This window comes from Micromonospora sp. CNZ296, assembly GCF_007827635.1.
In genome coordinates, this window is the sequence record NZ_VISW01000028.1 from 42,472 (window position 1) to 61,598 (window position 19,127).

2 protein-coding genes are annotated in these 19,127 nt (G+C 73.8%); both read left to right on the forward strand.

Annotated elements, in window-relative coordinates:
- Positions 1–211: 211 nt before the first annotated feature.
- Positions 212–5,782, forward strand: a complete 5,571-nt coding sequence (locus FB455_RS31090; protein ID WP_486481622.1) for a type I polyketide synthase — start codon at positions 212–214, stop codon at positions 5,780–5,782.
- Between the two features lie 44 nt (positions 5,783–5,826).
- Positions 5,827–19,127, forward strand: a 13,301-nt coding sequence (locus tag FB455_RS31095; RefSeq protein ID WP_145755653.1) for a type I polyketide synthase, incomplete at its 3' end; no start/stop codon positions are given.

Here is a 19,127-nt window from a genome sequence, read left to right on the forward strand (position 1 = left end):
GGTCGGGACCGGACACCCCTAGCTGGTCGGTTGCCTGGTTAGGGGTTGTCCGCGCTCGCGCGTAACCAATAACTTCTCCCGGCAGATGGGGATCTGCGTGGCTCTCGGCCGAGCGAGCCGAACGACAGATACAGGTGTCGCCTGAGAACTCTGCGCATTCGTACCGTCGCTTACGTCGAGTCTCCGCCGTGAATCGCGATGGGCTGGGATGATGGACACCGAAGAGAAGCTCCGGGAGTACCTCAAGAGAGTCACCGCCGACCTGCGGCGGACCCGGCAACGGCTCCGGGACGTCGAGGCCGACGCGCAGCAGCCCATCGCGATCGTCGGTATCGGCTGCCGGTTCCCCGGCGGGGTGCGCACGGCCGAGGAACTGTGGGACCTCGTCGCGTCCGGCGGTGACGCGATCGCCTCCTTCCCCACCGACCGTGGCTGGGACCTCAACGCGCTCTACGACCCGGAGCGGTCCCGGCCGGGCACCTCCTCGGTCCGCGAGGGCGGATTCGTGGCCGACGCCGCCGAGTTCGACTCCCGGCTGTTCGAGGTCTCGCCGCGTGAGGCGCTCGCCATGGACCCGCAGCAGCGGCTGCTGCTGGAGACCTCGTGGGAGGCCGTCGAGTCGGCGGGAATCGACCCCACCAGCCTGAAGAACGCCCGGGCCGGGGTCTTCGCCGGCATGACCCACAGCGGGTACGCGCATCCGCCGCAGACCCCGCCGGCGGGCGTGGAGGACTACCTCGGTCTCGGCAACGCGGGCAGCATCGCCTCGGGCCGGGTGGCGTATTCGTTCGGTTTCGAGGGTCCGGCGGTGACTGTGGACACGGCGTGTTCGTCGTCGCTGGTGGCGTTGCATCTGGCGGTGCAGGCGCTGCGGTCGGGGGAGTGCGATCTCGCTCTGGCCGGCGGCGTCACGGTCATGCCCACCCCTGCGGTGTTCATCGATTTCACCAGGCAGGGAAACCTGTCCCCGGTGGCCCGGTGCCGGGCGTTCGCCGACGCGGCGGACGGCACAGCGCTCGCCGAGGGTGTCGGGATGTTGTTGGTGCAGCGGTTGTCGGATGCGCGGCGTGAGGGGCGTCGGGTGTTGGCGGTGGTGCGGGGTTCGGCGGTGAATCAGGATGGTGCGTCGAATGGTTTGACGGCGCCGAATGGTCCGTCGCAGCAGCGGGTGATCCGGCAGGCGCTCGCCAACGCGGGTTTGTCGGCGGCCGATGTGGATGTGGTGGAGGCGCACGGTACGGGTACGACGTTGGGTGATCCGATCGAGGCGCAGGCGTTGTTGGCGACGTATGGGCAGGGTCGGGATGTGCCGTTGTTGCTGGGATCGGTGAAGTCGAACATCGGTCATACGCAGGCCGCCGCCGGGGTGGCAGGCATCATCAAGATGATTCTGGCGATGCGGCATGGGATGGTGCCGGCGTCTTTGCACGTGGATGCGCCGTCGTCGCATGTGGACTGGTCGTCGGGTGCGGTGGAGTTGGTGACGTCCTCGCGGCAGTGGCCGGGCGTGGAGCGTCCCCGGCGGGCGGGTGTGTCGTCGTTCGGTATTTCGGGGACGAACGCGCACGTGATCCTGGAGCAGCCGGAGGCTGAAGCCGGGGCCGACCTTGAGGGCGGGGTGGCGCCGGTCGGGTTGCCGGTGCCGTGGGTGGTGTCGGGTCGTTCGGAACGGGGTTTGTCGGGTCAGGCCGAGCGGTTGGCGTCGTTCGTGCGTGGTCGTGGTCTGTCGCTGTGGGATGTGTCGTGGTCGTTGGTGACGTCGCGGGCGGCGTTGGAGCATCGGGCGGTGGTGTGGGGTTCGTCGGTGGACGAGCTTGCCGTTGGTCTGTCGGCTGTTGCTGAGGGCGGGCCGGCGGTGTCGGGTGTGGTGTCGGTGGGTCGTCGGGCGGTGTTGTTCACGGGTCAGGGTTCGCAGCGTGTGGGTATGGGCCGGGAGCTGTACGAGACGTTCCCGGTGTTCGCGGCGTCGTTCGACGAGGTGTGCGCCTGTTTCGATGGTTTGTTGCCGCGTGCGTTGCGCGAGGTGGTGTTCGCGCAGGCGGGGTCGGATGAGGCTGCCCTGGTGGATCAGACCGTCTTTGCCCAGGCTGGTCTGTTCGCGGTCGAGGTGGCGTTGTGGGAGTTGTTGTCGTCGTGGGGTGTGCGGGCGGATTTTGTGGCGGGTCATTCGATCGGTGAGGTGACGGCCGCGTATGTGGCGGGGATGCTCTCCCTCGCGGATGCGTGTGTGCTGGTGGCGGCGCGGGGCCGGTTGATGCAGGCGTTGCCGGCTGGTGGGGTGATGGCGGCGGTGGGCGCGTCGGAGGAGGCTGTCGCCGAGCTGATCGGCGTGACCGGTGCGGGCGTGGATATCGCGGCGGTGAACGGTCCGGCGTCGGTGGTGGTGTCGGGTGCCGCTGGCGAGGTCGCTTCGGTGGTGGCGGCCTCGCGTGAGCGGGGTTGGCGGGTCAAGGAGTTGTCGGTCAGTCACGCGTTTCATTCGCGGTTGATGGATCCGATGTCGGATGAGTTCCGGTCGGTGGTGTCCGGGTTGGATTGGCGGGTGCCGCGGGTGCCGGTCGTGTCGAACGTGACGGGCGCGGTGGCGGAGGCGGACGAACTCACCGACCCGGGCTACTGGGTCCGGCACGTACGCCAGCCCGTGCGGTTCGCCGACGCGGTGCGCACGCTCCACCAGCAGGACGTCGTGCAGTTCCTCGAGATCGGCCCCGACGCCGTACTCACCGCCATGGCGCAGGACTGTGTGGAGGCGGCCGGCGACGTGCGGTACGTCGCCACGATGCGTGCCGGCCATTCCGAGGCCGACACGCTGCGCGCCGCCCTCGCCGAGTGGTACGTCACCGGCGGCCGCGTCGACTGGACCGGATACCTCACCGCCCTCGACGGGTCCGGCCCTGAGCGGGCGGCCGGGGCACGTCCCCGCACCATCGCCCTGCCCACGTACGCCTTCGACCATCAGCGCTACTGGCTCAACACCATTACGGGGGCTGAGTCGGCGCCCGGACTCGGCGTCCGCCCCGTCGACCACACGCTGCTCGACGCCGCCGTACGCGTGGCCGACGACGACGTACGGGTCTTCGGCACCGAACTCTCCGTACTGACACACCCGTGGCTCGCCGAACATGTCGTCTGGGACTCGGTGGTGGTGCCCGGCGCCGCCCTGGTCGAGATGGTCCTGCACGCGGGCGCGCAGGTCGGCTGCGACACCCTCGACGAGCTGACCCTCCAGGCCCCGCTGGCGCTCGCCGAGGACGGCACCAGGGCGGTGCAGGTGAAGCTGGGCGCGGTGGACGAGGACGGTCGCCGGACGGTCACCATCCACTCCCGAGCCGCCGCCGACCCGGACGGCGAGTGGGACCGTCACGCGGCGGGCATCCTCGCCCCGGCCGTACCGCAGCCCGACAGGTCCGATCCGGCGCCGTGGCCGCCCAGCGCCGCCACCGCCGTCGCGGTCGACGGCATCTACACCGAACTGTCCCGTCTGGGCGTCGAGTACGGTCCGCTCTTCCGTGGCCTGCGCGCCGTCTGGCGCACCGACGACGAGGTGTACGCCGAGGTGGCGGTGCCCGACGGCACCGAGGTCGCCGGCTTCGGCCTGCATCCCGCCCTGCTGGACGCGGCGCTGCACATCGTCGGTCTGCTCGACTCCGACGGGGAGGATGCCTACGGAGTACGCCTGCCCTTCGCCTGGACCGGCGTCACCCTCTCGGCGGTCGGCGCGACCGCGCTGCGGGTACGCGCCCGGCGCAGCGGCGGCGGCGTGACCCTGACCCTGACCGACCCGGCCGGCGCACCCGTCGCCCGGATAGACTCCCTGGTCTCTCGCCCCGTCACCGCCGACCAGGTGCGCGCCGGTGACTCCGCCGCCGACTCGCTGTACGCCGTCAGCTGGCAGAGCGTGCGGCCGGGCACCCCGGCGACCGTTCGGGTGGTGCTCCTCGGCGACGCACCGTCCGACCTGTCCGAGATCGCCAGGTACAGGCTCGCCGAGCTGGCGGAGGCGGTCGACTCCGGCCGGATCGACCCCGAACTGGTGCTGCTCGCCGCGTACGCCGACGACGAGCACGCCCCGGTCCCCGCCGCGACGCGCAGCCGGCTCACCGCAGTGCTGACCGCCGTCCAGGGCTGGCTCGCCGACGACCGGCTGGCGGCGCGGCGGCTGGTCGTGCTGACCCGCGGGGCCGTCTCCGCCGGCGACACCTGCCGTGCGGGCGACCTGCCCGGCGCGGCGGTCTGGGGCCTGCTGCGTTCGGCCCAGGCCGAGCACCCCGACCGCTTCGTGCTCGTGGACCTCGACGAGGCGCGGCAGCCGGAGTCCTGCACGGTGGACCTGGTGGCCCGTGCGGTCGCCACCGGCGAACCCCAACTGGCGGTCCGGGACGAGCAGGTGCTGACGCCCCGGCTCGCGCCAGCCGTCCTCGAACCGGTCCCGGCCGCCGTCCTCGACCCCGACGGGACGGTCCTGGTCACCGGAGCCACCGGCGCCCTCGGCGGTCTGCTGGCCCGGCACCTGGTCAGTACGCACAAGGTGCGCCATCTGCTGCTGGTCAGCCGCCGCGGAACCGACGCCCCCGGCGCCGCGGAGCTGCTCGCCGAGCTGACCGCGCTGGGTGCGCAGGCCCGCCTGGTCGCCGCCGATGTGGCGGACCGGGACCGCCTGGCCGCGGTGCTGGACGACGTTCCCGCCGAGCACCCGCTCACCGGCGTGGTGCACGCCGCCGGCGTCCTCGACGACGCGGTGATCTCGGCGCTGACCCCCGGCCGGCTGTCAGCCGTCCTCTCCGCCAAGGCCGACGCCGCCTGGCACCTGCACGAGCTGACCCGATCGCGGCCGCTGGCGATGTTCGTCCTCTTCTCGTCGGTCGCCGGCGTCCTCGGCGGCCCCGGGCAGGGCAACTACGCCGCCGCGAACGCGTTCCTCGACGGCCTCGCCGGGCACCGGCACGCCTCCGGCCTCGCCGCCACGTCCCTGGCCTGGGGCCTCTGGGCCGCGGACAGCGGGATGACGGGCGCACTCGACGCCGCCCAGCGGCAGCGGATGAGCCGCAACGGCCTCAGCCCACTCGACACCGGCCAGGCGCTGCGCCTCTTCGACGCCGGCCTGCACGGTGGACGCCCTCACCTGGTGCCGGCGCTGCTCGACCTCGCCGCGCTGCGCCGCCAGGCCGACGCCGGCCAGCTCCCGGCGCCGCTGCGCGGCCTGGTCCGGGCCCGGCGACGCGTCGTCGAGGGCGGTGGCGACGGCGGTCCGTCCTTCGCGCAGCGCCTCGCCGGCACGCCCGAGGCGGAACGCGGCCGGCTGGTGGAGGAACTGGTCAAGGCGCAGGTCATCGAGGTGCTCGGCTACCCGCCGGCCACCGTCGTACCGTCCGGGCAGACGTTCACCGGCCTCGGCTTCGACTCGCTGACGGCCGTGGAGCTGCGCAATCGGCTGACCGCCCTCACCGGCATCCGGCTGCCGGCGAGCCTGATCTTCGACTGCCCCACGCCCGCCGCCCTCGCCGACTTCTTGCTGGTCGACGCCGTCCCGCCGGAGCCCGAACCGGGCCTGCTCGCCGAGCTGGACCGGCTGGAGGCCGCATTCGCCGCGACCGCGCCGGAAGAGCTGGAGCGGCTGGCCGCCGACGACGAGACGCGTACCGCCGTGGCGGTCCGCCTCCGGACGCTGGTCACCCGGTGGAGCGACGCCACCGCCCGGCCCGACGACGTCAGCCAGGCCCTCGATGACGCCTCGGACGACGAGCTGTTCGACTTCATCGATCAGAAGTTCGGCCGATCCTGAGCACGAGTCCGCCGCTTGCCCCTTAGCGACAGGTGATCAACCCGATGGCGAACGAAGCCAAGCTCCGCGAGTACCTCAAGCGCGTCACCGCTGACCTGCACGAGACCAGCGAACGCCTGCGGGCAGTCGACGAGCAGAATCACGAGCCGATCGCGATCGTGGGGATGGGCTGCCGCTACCCGGGCGGGGTGCGGACTCCGGAGGCGCTGTGGCGGCTGGTCGAGTCCGGCGTCGACGCCGTCACACCCTTCCCGGCGGACCGGGGCTGGGACGTGGAGAACCTCTACGACCCCGACCCGGACGCGCACGGCAAGTCGTACACCCGCGAGGGCGGCTTCCTGCACGACGCCGGCGAGTTCGACGGCGGGTTCTTCGGCATCTCGCCCCGCGAGGCGCTGGCCATGGACCCGCAGCAGCGCCTCCTGCTGGAGGTCGCCTGGGAGACGGTCGAGCGGGCCGGCCTCGCCGTGGACTCGCTCAAGGGCAGCCGCACCGGCGTCTTCACCGGCGTCATGTACCACGACTACGTCTCCCGGCTCAACGGCGTCCCGCAGGAGGTGGAGGCGTTCGTCGGCACGGGCAACCACGGCAGCGTCGTCTCCGGCCGGATCTCGTACACCTTCGGGTTCGAGGGCCCGGCCGTCACCGTCGACACCGCCTGCTCGTCCTCACTGGTGGCGCTGCACCTCGCCGTGCAGGCGCTGCGCTCCGGCGAGTGCACCCTCGCGTTGGCCGGCGGCGTCACCGTCATGTCCAGCCCCGACACGTTCATCGGCTTCAGCCGCCAGCGCGGCCTGTCCCCGGACGGGCGGTGCAAGTCCTTCGCGGCCACCGCCGACGGCACCGGCTGGAGCGAGGGCGCCGGGCTGCTGCTGCTGGAGCGGCTCTCCGACGCCCAGCGCAACGGCCACCGGGTGCTCGCCGTGGTGCGCGGCAGCGCGGTCAACCAGGACGGCGCCTCCAACGGCCTCACCGCGCCGCACGGCCCGTCGCAGCAACGCGTGATCCGCCAGGCCCTCGCCAACGCCCGGCTCGCCCCGGCTGACGTGGACGCCGTCGAGGCCCACGGCACCGGCACCCGCCTCGGCGACCCCATCGAGGCGCAGGCCCTGCTCGCCACGTACGGCCGGGACCGGGCCGACGACCAGCCCCTGTGGCTCGGATCGATCAAGTCGAACCTCGGGCACACCCAGGCCGCCGCCGGCGTCGCCGGCGTCATCAAGATGGTCATGGCGATGCGTCACGGCGTCCTGCCGCGCACCCTGCACGTCGACGAGCCGTCCCCGCACGTCGACTGGTCGGCCGGCGCGGTGAGCCTGCTCCGCGAGCCGCGCCCGTGGCCGAGCGCGACGAGGCCCATGCGCGCCGGCGTCTCCTCGTTCGGCGTCAGTGGCACCAACGCCCACGTCATCGTCGAGGCCGCCCCGCCCGCGCCGCAGCCGGCCACCGACGCCGTCACCGGCCCCGACCCGCTGCCGTGGGTCGTCTCCGCGCGCAGCGCCGCAGCGCTCGGTGCCCAGGCCGACCGGCTGCGCTCCTGGCTCGCCGAGCACCCCGATGCCACGCCGGCCGCCGTGGGCCGGGCCCTGGCCACCGGCCGGTCCGTCCTGGAACACCGGGCGGTGCTGCTCGGTGCCGACCGGGACGAGCTGCTCGCCGGGCTCGGCGCGCTGGCCGACGGGATCCCGGCGGCGTCCGTGCGGCGCGGGGTCGCCGGCCCCACCCGCGTCGCGGTGCTCTGCACCGGCCAGGGCGCCCAGCGCGTCGGCATGGGCCAGCGGTTGTACGCCGCCTTCCCGGCCTTCGCCGAGGCATTCGACGCCGCCTGCGCAGAGTTGGACAAGCACCTCGACCGGCCGCTGCGCGGCGTGCTCGACGGCCCCGCCGACGTTCTCGACCGCACCGGGTACGCCCAGGCGGCGCTCTTCGCCGTCGAGGTCGCCGCCTACCGGCTCGTCGAGTCCTGGGGTGTCGTGCCGGACTTCGTGGCCGGGCACTCGGTCGGCGAGGTGGCCGCCGCGCACATCGCCGGCGTCCTGTCGCTGCCCGACGCCGCCCGCCTGGTGGCCGCCCGGGGCACCCTGATGCAGGCGCTGCCCACCGGTGGCGCCATGGTGTCGATCCGTGCCACCGAGGCGGAGGTGCACGCGCACCTGGCCACCGTCGCCGGGACGGCCGGCGCCCGGCTGGCCGCCGTCAACGGCCCGGAGTCCGTCGTCGTCTCCGGCGACGAGGACGCCGTGCTGGCGGTCGCCGCGCACTTCGCGGCCCTCGGCCGCAGCACCAGGCGGCTGCGGGTCAGCCACGCGTTCCACTCCGCCCGCATGGACCCGATGCTCGACGCGTTCGGCGACGTGCTCGGGCAACTGGCCTTCGCCGCGCCCCGCATCCCCGTGGTCTCCACAGTGACCGGAGCGGTGCTCGACCCCGAAGAGGTGTGCTCCCCGGCGTACTGGCTGCGCAACGTCCGCGACACGGTCCGCTTCGACGCCGCCGTGACCACCCTGCGTGAGCTGGGTGTGGGCGCGTACGTCGAGGTGGGACCGGGCGGGGTGCTCTGCGCGCTCACCCAGGAGATCGTCGGCGCGGACCAGGCAGTCTGCGTCCCCGTGCTGCGCGCCGAGCACGACGAGGCGACGAGCGCCCTTGCCGCCGCGGCCACCCTGTGGACCCGGGGCGTGCCGGTGAACTGGGCGGCCCTGTTCGCCGGCCCGCCCGTGCCGGTCGACCTGCCCACGTACGCGTTCCAACGCGAACGCTACTGGCTGCTGCCCCTGCCGCAGCCCGCCGACGTGACCGCCGCCGGGCTGACCCCGACCGGCCACCCGCTGCTCGGCGCGGTGTTCCGCTCGGCCGACGGCGACGAGGTGACGCTCACCGGCAGGTTGTCCGTGGAGACCCAGCCCTGGCTGGCCGACCACGCCCTGCGCGACGTCGTGCTCCTGCCCGGCACCGGGTTCGTGGAGCTGGCGCTGCAGGCCGGCGCGGAGGTCGGCGCCGAACGGCTCGCCGAGCTGACCCTCCAGGCGCCGCTGGTGCTGCCCGAGACCGGCGGCGTCGACGTGCAGGTCGCCGCCGAACGCGCCGGTGGCGGAGCGTGGCAGCTCACCGTCCACGCCCGCCGCGCCGGCACCGACGACATCTGGGTGCGACACGCCACCGGCCTGCTCACCCCGGAGCCGGATGAGGACATCGGCACGCCGGCGCAGTGGCCGCCGAGCGACGCCACCTCCCTGGACGTGTCGGAGCTGACCGGGCGGGCGGCGCGGGCCGGTTTCGCGTACGGCCCGGCCTTCTCCGGGCTGCGCGCCGCCTGGCGCGTCGGCACCGACGTGTACGCCGAGGTGGCGCTGCCCGACCCGGAGGCCGGCGACGCCGGTGGGTACGGGCTGCACCCGGCGCTGCTCGACGCCGCCGTGCAGGCGGTCGGGTTCGGCATCGTCGACCCCGGCGAGGCCCGGATGCCGTTCGCCTGGTCCGACGTGACCCTGTCCGCCCACGGTGCCGACACGCTGCGGGTACGGCTGACCCCCACCGGTGCGGACACGGTGTCCATGCTGGTCGCCGACGCGACCGGTGCGCCCGTCGCCCGGATCGGCTCCCTGGTGCTGCGGCCCCTGCCGGCCGGGGAACTCACCGCCGGCGGATCCCCGTGGCGCCGCGCGCTGTTCCGCCTCGACTGGCCCCGGCACGCCGGGGGCGTGGGCGCGCCCGACCGCACGACCTGGGCGGTGCTCGGCGACCGCCCCACGCCGCTGCCGACCGGCGTGACCGCCGACCGGCACGCCGACCTCGCCGCGCTCTGCGACGCGGGGGTACCCGACGTCGTGCTGTACCAGGCGGCCGGCGCTGCCGCGACCGGCCCCGGCCCGGTCCACGACCTGCTCGCCGAGGTCCTCGCCGTGCTCCAGGGCTGGCTCGCCGCCGAGCGCCACACCGGCGGGTCCCGGCTGGTGCTCCTCACCCGCGGCGCCGTCGCCGTGGACGCCGACGCCGACGTGGCCGACCTGGCCGGCGCCGCCGTGTGGGGCCTGCTCCGGTCCGCCCAGGCCGAACACCCCGGCCGGTTCCTCGTCGTCGACCTCGACGACGAGGAGAGCTCCGCCTCCGCCCTCGCCGGCCTGCTGTCGGCCGACGAGCCGCAAGCGGCGGTGCGCGACGGCGTGGTCCGGGTGCCCCGGCTCGTCGCCGCCCCGGAACCCGACGCGCCGGCGCCGGCGCTGGACCCGGACGGCACGGTGCTGGTCACCGGCGGCACCGGTGCCCTGGGCGCGCTCGTCGCCCGCCACCTCGTCACCCGGCACGGGGTCCGCCACCTGGTGCTGACCAACAGGCGCGGGCCCGCCGCGGCCGGCGCCGCCGACCTGCTCGCCGACCTCGCCGACCTGGGCGCCACCGCGACGGTCGAGGCGTGCGACGCCGCCGACCCCGACGCCCTCGCCGCGCTGCTGGACCGGATCGACCCGGCGCACCCGCTCACCGGCGTGGTGCACACCGCCGGCGTACTGGCCGACCGCACCCTGACCTCGCTCACCCCCGAGGCCCTCGGCGAGGTGCTCCGGCCGAAGGTGGACGCCGCCGCGCACCTGCACGACCTGACCGCCGGCAGCCGCCTCGCGCTCTTCGTCACGTACTCGTCGGCGGCGGGCGTGACCGGCAGCCCCGGCCAGGCCAACTACGCGGCGGCCAACGCCTTCCTGGACGCACTCGCCCACCGGCGGCGGGCCGCGGGCCTCCCCGCACACTCCCTGGCCTGGGGCCCGTGGGCCGAGTCGGGCGGCGGCATGACCGCCGGCCTCGACCGGGCCGACACCGACCGGCTGGCCCGCGCGGGCGTACGGCCGCTTCCCGAGGCGGACGGCCTCGCCCTGCTCGACGCCGCGCTGCTCACCGGCCTGCCCGCGACGGTGCCGATGGTGCTGGACGGTCCGGCGCTGCGCGCCCAGGCCGAGGCGGGCACCCTGCCGTCGGTCCTGCGCGGCCTGGTCCGCGCGCCCCGGCGCCGCGCCGCGCGCTCCGGCCCGGCGGAGACCGCCGCGCTGACCGAGCGGCTGGCCGGGCTCGACCGCGAGGAGCGCGCCGCGGCCCTGCTGCGGCTCGTCCTCGACCAGGTCGCGACGGTCCTGGGGTACGCCGACGCCGCCGCCGTCGAGGCCGGACGCCCGTTCACCGAGCTGGGCTTCGACTCGCTGACCGCCGTCGAACTGCGCAACCGGCTGGGTGCGGTCACCGGCCTGCGCCTGCCCGCGACCCTGGTCTTCGACCACCCGACCCCGCTCGCCCTCGCCGACCACCTGGACGCCGAGACCGGAACCGGGGCCGACGCCCAGGCGACCCCGGTCGCCGCCGTCGCGGCGCTCGACGAGCCGATCGCGATCGTCGGCATGAGCTGCCGCTACCCCGGCGGCGTGCGCAGCCCCGAGCAGTTGTGGGACCTCCTCGTGGCCGGTGGCGACGGCATCACCGGCTTCCCCGCCGACCGGGGCTGGGACGTCGCTGACCTGTACGACCCGTCCGGCGCGCGCCGGGGCAGCAGCTACGCCCGCGAGGGCGGCTTCCTGGCCGACGCCGGCGACTTCGACGCCAGCCTGTTCAAGATCTCGCCGCACGAGGCGCTCGCCATGGACCCGCAGCAGCGGCTGCTGCTGGAGACCGCGTGGGAGGCCATCGAGGACGCCCGGATCGACCCGCTCGCGCTGCGGGGCCGCCCCGTCGGCGTGTTCGCCGGCATGATGTACCACAACCACGCCGCCGGGCTGGCCGACGTTCCGGAGGCCCTCGACGGCTACCTCGGCGTCGGCACCGCCAGCAGCGTGTTGTCGGGTCGGGTGGCGTACTCGTTCGGGTTCGAGGGTCCGGCGGTGACTGTGGACACGGCGTGTTCGTCGTCGCTTGTGGCGTTGCATCTGGCGGTGCAGGCGCTGCGGTCGGGCGAGTGCGACCTCGCGCTGGCCGGCGGCGTCACCGTGATGGCGACGCCCGAGACGTTCATCGACTTCTCCCGCCAGCGGGGCATGGCCCCCGACGGCCGGTGCAAGTCGTTCTCCGACGCGGCGGACGGCACGGGCTGGTCCGAGGGCGTCGGCGTGCTGCTGGTGCAGCGGCTGTCGGACGCGCGGCGCGACGGGCGCCGGGTCCTCGCGGTCGTGCGGGGCACGGCCGTCAACCAGGACGGCGCGTCGAACGGGTTGACGGCGCCGAACGGCCCCTCGCAGCAGCGGGTGATCCGCCAGGCCCTCGCGAACGCCCGGCTGGGCGTCGCCGACGTCGACGTCGTGGAGGCGCACGGCACGGGCACGACGCTGGGCGACCCCATCGAGGCCCAGGCGCTGCTCGCCACGTACGGGCAGGACCGCGACGACCGGGACGCGCTGCTGCTGGGGTCGGTGAAGTCGAACATCGGCCACACGCAGGCCGCCGCCGGGGTGGCGGGCGTCATCAAGATGGTCTTGGCAATGCGGTACGGGACCGTGCCGGCGACGCTGCACGTGGACGAGCCCTCGTCGCATGTGGACTGGTCGTCGGGTGCGGTGGAGCTGGTGACCCAGGCGCGCGAGTGGCCGGGTGCGGGCCGCGCACGCAGGGCTGCCGTGTCGTCGTTCGGCATCTCCGGCACGAACGCCCACGTGATCATCGAACAGGCGGAGCCGGAGCACGCCGCGGCGTCTGCCGCGCCCGTCGGGTTGCCGGTGCCGTGGATGCTGTCGGGGCGCTCCGAGCGGGGTCTGGCGGGTCAGGCGGCTCGGTTGGCGTCGTTCGTGCGGGATCGGTCCGGCCTTGCGGTGGCGGACGTGTCGTGGTCGTTGGCGACGACCCGGGCTGCGTTGGAGCATCGGGCGGTGGTGTGGGGATCGGACGTGGACGAGCTGGCGGCGGGCCTTGCGGCGGTGGCCGAGGGCCGGTCTGCGGGTGTGGTGTCGGCGGGTCGTCGGGCGGTGTTGTTCACGGGTCAGGGTTCGCAGCGTGTGGGCATGGGCCGGGAGCTGTACGACGCGTTTCCGGTGTTCGCGTCGGCGTTCGACGAGGTGTGCGCCCGTTTCGATGGCTTGTTGCCGCGTGCGTTGCGCGACGTGGTGTTCGCGGAGACGGGTTCGGAGACTGCGGCTCTGTTGGATCAGACCGTGTTCGCGCAGGCGGGGTTGTTCGCGGTCGAGGTGGCGTTGTGGGAGTTGTTGTCGTCGTGGGGTGTGCGGGCGGATTTCCTGGCGGGTCATTCGATCGGTGAGGTGACGGCCGCGTACGTGTCCGGGGTGTTGTCGTTGGCTGATGCGTGCACTTTGGTGGCGGCGCGGGGCCGGTTGATGCAGGCGCTGCCGGCCGGTGGGGTGATGGCGGCGGTGGGTGCGCCCGAGTCCGCGGTGCGGGGGATCATCGATGCTGCGGAAGCGGCGGTCGACGTCGCGGCGGTGAACGGTCCGGCGTCGGTGGTGGTGTCGGGTGCCGTCGGCGAGGTGACCTCGGTGGTGGCGACCGCTCGCGAGCGGGGTAGGCGGGTCAAGGAACTGTCGGTCAGTCACGCGTTCCACTCCCGCCTGATGGAGCCGATGCTGGAAGAGTTCCGGTCGGTGGTGGCGGGGCTCGACTGGCGGGTGCCGCGCGTCGCGGTGGTATCGAACGTGACGGGTTCCGTGGCGGACCCGTTGGAGCTGGTGGATCCGGAGTACTGGGTGCGGCACGTGCGGCAGCCGGTGCGCTTCGCCGACGGTGTGGCGGCGTTGCGGGCACAGGGGGTGGACACCTTCCTGGAGATCGGCCCGGACGCGACGTTGACGGCGATGGTGGCGGAGATCGTCGCGGATGCGGGGGTGCGGCGGGTTCCGGCGTCGCGGCGGGACCAGTCGGAGCTCGCTGCGGTGACGGCGGCCTTGGGGCAGTTGTGGGTGGCGGGTGTGCCGGTCGACTGGGCCGCCTACCACGGTCAGACCGGCGCCCGGCCGGGCGTGGTCGACCTGCCCACGTACGCCTTCGACCATCGACGTTACTGGATCAATGCCGCGACGCGGTCCTACCGTCCCCCCGCCGCCCGGCGTACCGCCGCCGACGAGGACTTCTGGCGGGCGATCGAGGCGGAGGACCTGACGACCCTCGCCGAGAGCCTGGCCGTCGACGCCGACGCCCCGCTCGCGGACGTGCTGTCGGCGCTGTCCACCTGGAGACGCCGCCGGGACGCCGAGGCGGCCCTCGACTCCTGGCGCTACCGGGTGGCCTGGCAGCCGCTCACGGACGACGCCGCCCGCGCCGAGGCGACCGACTTCCTGCTCGTCGTACCGGCCGACGCCGACGCGGCCGTGACGGACTGGGCCGCCGCCCTCGGCGCCGCCGGCGGGCGGATCGTCGAGGTCGACGCCACGTGCGACCGCAAGCGCCTCGCCCACGACCTCGCCGAGGCGTCGACCGGCCGCGACGGGGACGTGCTGCCCGTACTCTCCCTGCTGGCCCTCGACACCCAGCCGTACGCCGGGGCCGCCTCCGTGCCGACGGGCCTCGCCGGCACGGTCGCGCTCGCGCAGGCGCTCGGCGACGCCGGGATCACCGCCCGGCTCTGGATCGCCACCCGCGGCGCGGTCTCCGTCGGATCCCGCGACCGGCACGTCGACCCCGTGCAGGCCATGGCGTGGGGCTTCGGCAGCGTGCTGCGCGCCGAGCACCCGCACCGGTGGGGCGGGCTCGTCGACCTCCCCGAGCAGCCCGACCAGGGCGTCGTGCGCATGCTCCGGACGCTGATCGCCGGCACCGGCCAGGAGGACGAGATCGCCCTGCGCGGCACCGGCGGCCACGCCCGCCGGCTCGTTCGTGCGACGTACGGCGACACCGGTGCGCGCGGTTCCTGGAAGCCGCGCGGCACGGTGCTGATCACCGGCGGCACCGGGGCACTCGGGGGACACGTCGCCCGCGCGCTGGCCGCCGAAGGAGCCGAACACCTCCTTCTGGTCAGCCGGCGGGGTGGCGAGGCGCCCGGCGCGACCGCCCTCGCCGAGGAACTCGCCGGGCTCGGCACCCGGGTCACCCTCGCGTCCTGCGACGTGGCCGACCGGGCCGCGCTCGCGACGCTGCTCGACTCGATCCCCGCCGAGCTTCCGCTGAGCGCGGTCGTGCACACCGCCGCGGCCCTCGACGACAACGTCGTCAACGCCGTGAGTGTCGACCAGCTGGCCACCGCCCTGCGGGCGAAGGTCGACGCCGCGCGCAACCTGGACGAGCTGACCCGGGGCAGCGACCTCTCCGCCTTCGTCCTCTTCTCCTCCCTCGCCGGCCTGATGGGCGCCGCCGGCCAGGCCACGTATGCGCCGGGCAACGCGTTCCTCGACGCCCTGGCGCAGCGCCGCCGCGCCGAGGGGCTGTCGGCGACCTCGCTCGCCTGGGGCCTGTGGGCCGACGGCGGGGTGAGCGCGGGCGACTTCGAACAGCGGCTCAGCCGCACCGGTTTCGACGCGATGGCGCCGGAGACAGCCGTGCGCGCCTTCAGCCGGGCGCTGGACCGCGACGAGACGTACCTCGTCGTGGCCGACATCGACTGGGCCCGGGTGGCCGTCACCGGTCCTCGGCGCGCCCACCCGCTGGTCCGCGACCTGCTGGCCGAGGCCGGCGCGGCGGTGCCCGCCGACGCCCCAGTGCCGGCGGCCGACCTGCGCCTCCGCCTGGCGGGGATGTCCGGTGCGGAGCAGCTGCGCGCCCTCGGCGAACTCGTGCGTGCCGAGGTCGCGGCCGTGCTCGGCCACGAGTCCGCCGAGCGGGTGGCGCCGGACCGGGCGTTCCAGGACCTCGGCTTCACCTCGCTGGCAGCCGTCGAGCTGCGCAACCGGCTCGACGCGGCGACCGGCCTCGCGCTGCCGACCACGCTCGCCTTCGACTACCCGAACTCCACCGCCCTGGCCGGCCACATCCACGCCGAGCTGCTCGGCGGGCAGGCGCTGCCCGTCCCCGCCGCCACCGGCCCCGTCGTGGGCGACGACCCGATCGTCATCGTCGGCATGGGCTGCCGATTCCCGGCCGGAGCCGAGTCCCCGGAAGGGCTCTGGGACCTGCTGACGGCCGGTGCCGACGCGATGTCGGACTTCCCGGCCAACCGGCACTGGGACCTGGAGTCGCTGGCCGGCACCGACTCCTACGTCTCGCGCGGGGCGTTCCTGGCCGACGCGGGCGGCTTCGACGCGGAGTTCTTCGGCATCTCGCCGCGGGAGGCGCTCGCCATGGACCCGCAGCAGCGGCTGCTGCTGGAGGTCTCCTGGGAGGCGTTCGAAGACGCCCGGATCGAACCCCTCGCGCTGCGCGGCAGCCGCGTCGGGGTGTTCGCCGGCACCAACGGCCAGGACTACGAGACCGTCGTACGCCAGGCCGGGGAGGCGCTCGCCGGATTCGGCGCGACCGGCGCCTCCGCGAGCGTGTTGTCGGGCCGGGTGGCGTACTCGTTCGGCTTCGAGGGGCCGGCGGTGACTGTGGACACGGCGTGTTCGTCGTCGCTGGTGGCGTTGCACCTGGCGGTGCAGGCGCTGCGGTCGGGCGAGTGCGACCTCGCGCTGGCCGGCGGCGTCACCGTGATGTCCACCCCGGGTGCCTTCATCGAGTTCTCCCGCCAGGGCGGGCTGTCGGCGGACGGCCGCTGCAAGGCCTTCGCCGAGTCTGCGGACGGCACCGCGTGGGGCGAAGGCGTCGGGGTGCTCGTGGTGCAGCGGCTGTCGGATGCGCAACGTGACGGGCGTCGGGTGTTGGCGGTGGTGCGGGGCACGGCGGTGAATCAGGACGGTGCGTCGAATGGTTTGACGGCGCCGAACGGTCCGTCGCAGCAGCGGGTGATCCGGCAGGCTCTGGCGTTTGCGGGTTTGTCGGCGGCTGATGTGGATGTGGTGGAGGCGCACGGTACGGGTACGTCGTTGGGTGATCCGATTGAGGCTCAGGCGTTGTTGGCGACGTATGGGCAGGGTCGGGATGTGCCGTTGTTGTTGGGGTCGGTGAAGTCGAACATCGGTCATACGCAGGCGGCTGCGGGGGTGGCCGGGATCATCAAGATGATTTTGGCGATGCGGTATGGGGTGGTGCCGGCGTCTTTGCATGTGGATGTGCCGTCGTCGCATGTGGATTGGTCGTCGGGTGCGGTGGAGTTGGTGACCGAGTCGCGGCAGTGGCCGGGTGTTGGCCGGGCTCGGCGGGCGGGTGTGTCGTCGTTCGGTATTTCGGGGACGAACGCGCACGTGATTCTGGAGCAGCCGGAGCCCGAGGCCGTCCCCGAGGTCGCGGCGGAGCCGGAGTCTGCCCCGGCGTCTGCCAGGGGCGCTTCCGTGGCTTTGCCGGTGCCGTGGGTGGTGTCGGGGCGTTCGGAGCGGGGTCTGTCGGGTCAGGCCGGGCGGTTGGCGTCGTTCGTGCGCGATCGTGGTCTGTCGCCGGTGGACGTGTCGTGGTCGTTGGCGACGACCCGGGCTGCGTTGGAGCATCGGGCGGTGGTGTGGGGTTCGTCGGTGGACGAGTTGGTTGCTGGTCTGTCGGCGGTGGCCGAGGGTCGGTTGTCGGGTGTGGTGTCGGCGGGTCGTCGGGCGGTGTTGTTCACGGGTCAGGGTTCGCAGCGTGTGGGTATGGGCCGGGAGCTGTACGACGCGTTCCCGGTGTTCGCGGCGTCGTTCGACGAGGTGTGCGCGGAGATCGATCCGCGCCTGCCGCGTGCGTTGCGCGAGGTGGTGTTCGCCGAGCCGGGTTCGGAGACTGCGGCTCTGTTGGATCAGACCGTGTTCGCGCAGGCGGGCCTGTTCGCAATCGAGGTGGCGTTGTGGGAGTTGCTCGCGTCGTGGGGTGTGCGGGCCGACTACCTGGCCGGTCACTCGATCGGTGAGGTGACGGCCGCGTACGTGTCCGGGGTGTTGTCCCTGGCGGATGCGTGCACCCTGGTGGCGGCGCGGGGTCGGTTGATGCAGGCCCTGCCCAGCGGTGGGGTGATGGCGGCGGTCGGCGCGTCGGAGGAGGCTGTCGCCGAGCTGATCGGCGTGACCGGCGCGGCGGTGGACGTCGCGGCGGTGAACGGTCCGGAGTCGGTGGTGGTGTCGGGTGCCGTCGGCGAGGTGGCCTCGGTGGTGGCGGCCTGTCGTGAGCGGGGTTGGCGGGTCAAGGAACTCTCGGTCAGTCACGCGTTCCACTCGCGGTTGATGGAGCCGATGCTGGAGGAGTTTGCGTCGGTGGTGGCAGGGCTGGACTGGCGGGTGCCGCGGGTGCCGATCGTGTCGAACGTGACCGGCGCGGTCGCGGAGCCGCTGGAGCTGGTTGACCCGGAGTACTGGGTGCGGCATGTGCGGCAGCCCGTGCGGTTCGCCGACGGGGTGGCTGCTCTGCGGGGGCAGGGCGTGGACACGTTCCTGGAGATCGGCCCGGATGCGACGTTGACGGCGATGGTGGCGGAGATCGTCGCTGATGCCGGGGTGCGCTGTGTCGCGGTGTCGCGGCGGGATCAGCCGGAGGTCGGCGTGTTGACGTCGGCGCTGGGGCAGTTGTGGGTGGCGGGTGTGCCGGTCGACTGGGCGGCGTACCACGGCCAGGCCGGTGCCCGGCCGGGCGTGGTCGACCTGCCCACGTACGCCTTCGACCACACCTGGTACTGGCCCGAGGCGGCGCCCGCGGCCCGCCGGGACGCGCACGGCGAAGCTCTCGACGGGCGGTTCTGGGCGGCCGTGGAGTCCGGCGACCCCGACCTGGTCGGCGGCGAGCTGGGCGTCGGCGCGGACGAACCGTTCAGCGCGGTCCTGCCGAAGCTCGCGCAGTGGCGGCGGGCGGCACAGCAGCGGTCGACTGTGGACTCCTGGCGCTACCGCGTGGTCTGGCGGCGTCAGGACGTGACCGGGAACGAGAACCTGACCGGCTCCTGGCTGGTGCTGATGGTCCCCGGCCAGGAGGACCACCCGTTGCTGGCCGGGCTGGCGGAGCGGGGCGCCGAGATGATCCCCGTGGTGCTGGACGAGCTGGACCGGGACGGGATCGCGCGTCGGCTGTCCGCCGCCTCGGCGGCCGCAGGACCGGTCGCCGGGATGATCTCGCTGATGTCGCTGGCCGGCGCCGGTGTCGTCGATGCACTGGCGGTCGCGCAGGCGCTTGCAGTCACCGAGGTCGAGGGTCGGTTGTGGTGGTTGACCAGCGGTGCCGTCTCCGTGGACGACTCCGAGCCTCTGACCGACCTGGACGGTGGTGCGGTGTGGGGTTTGGGTCGGGTGGTGGGTTTGGAGGTGCCGTTGCGGTGGGGTGGTTTGGTGGATTTGCCGGGTGTGTTGGGTGGTGGTGTGTGGGGTCGGTTGTGTGGGGTGTTGTCGTCGGGGGTTGAGGATCAGGTGGCGTTGCGGTCGTCGGGTGTGTTTGTGCGGCGGTTGGTGCG

What these genes read in the sequence shown, in the direction of transcription:
- FB455_RS31090 (WP_486481622.1), top strand. Translation starts at nt 212, where the DNA reads ATGGACACCGAAGAGAAGCTCCGGGAGTACCTCAAGAGAGTCACCGCC.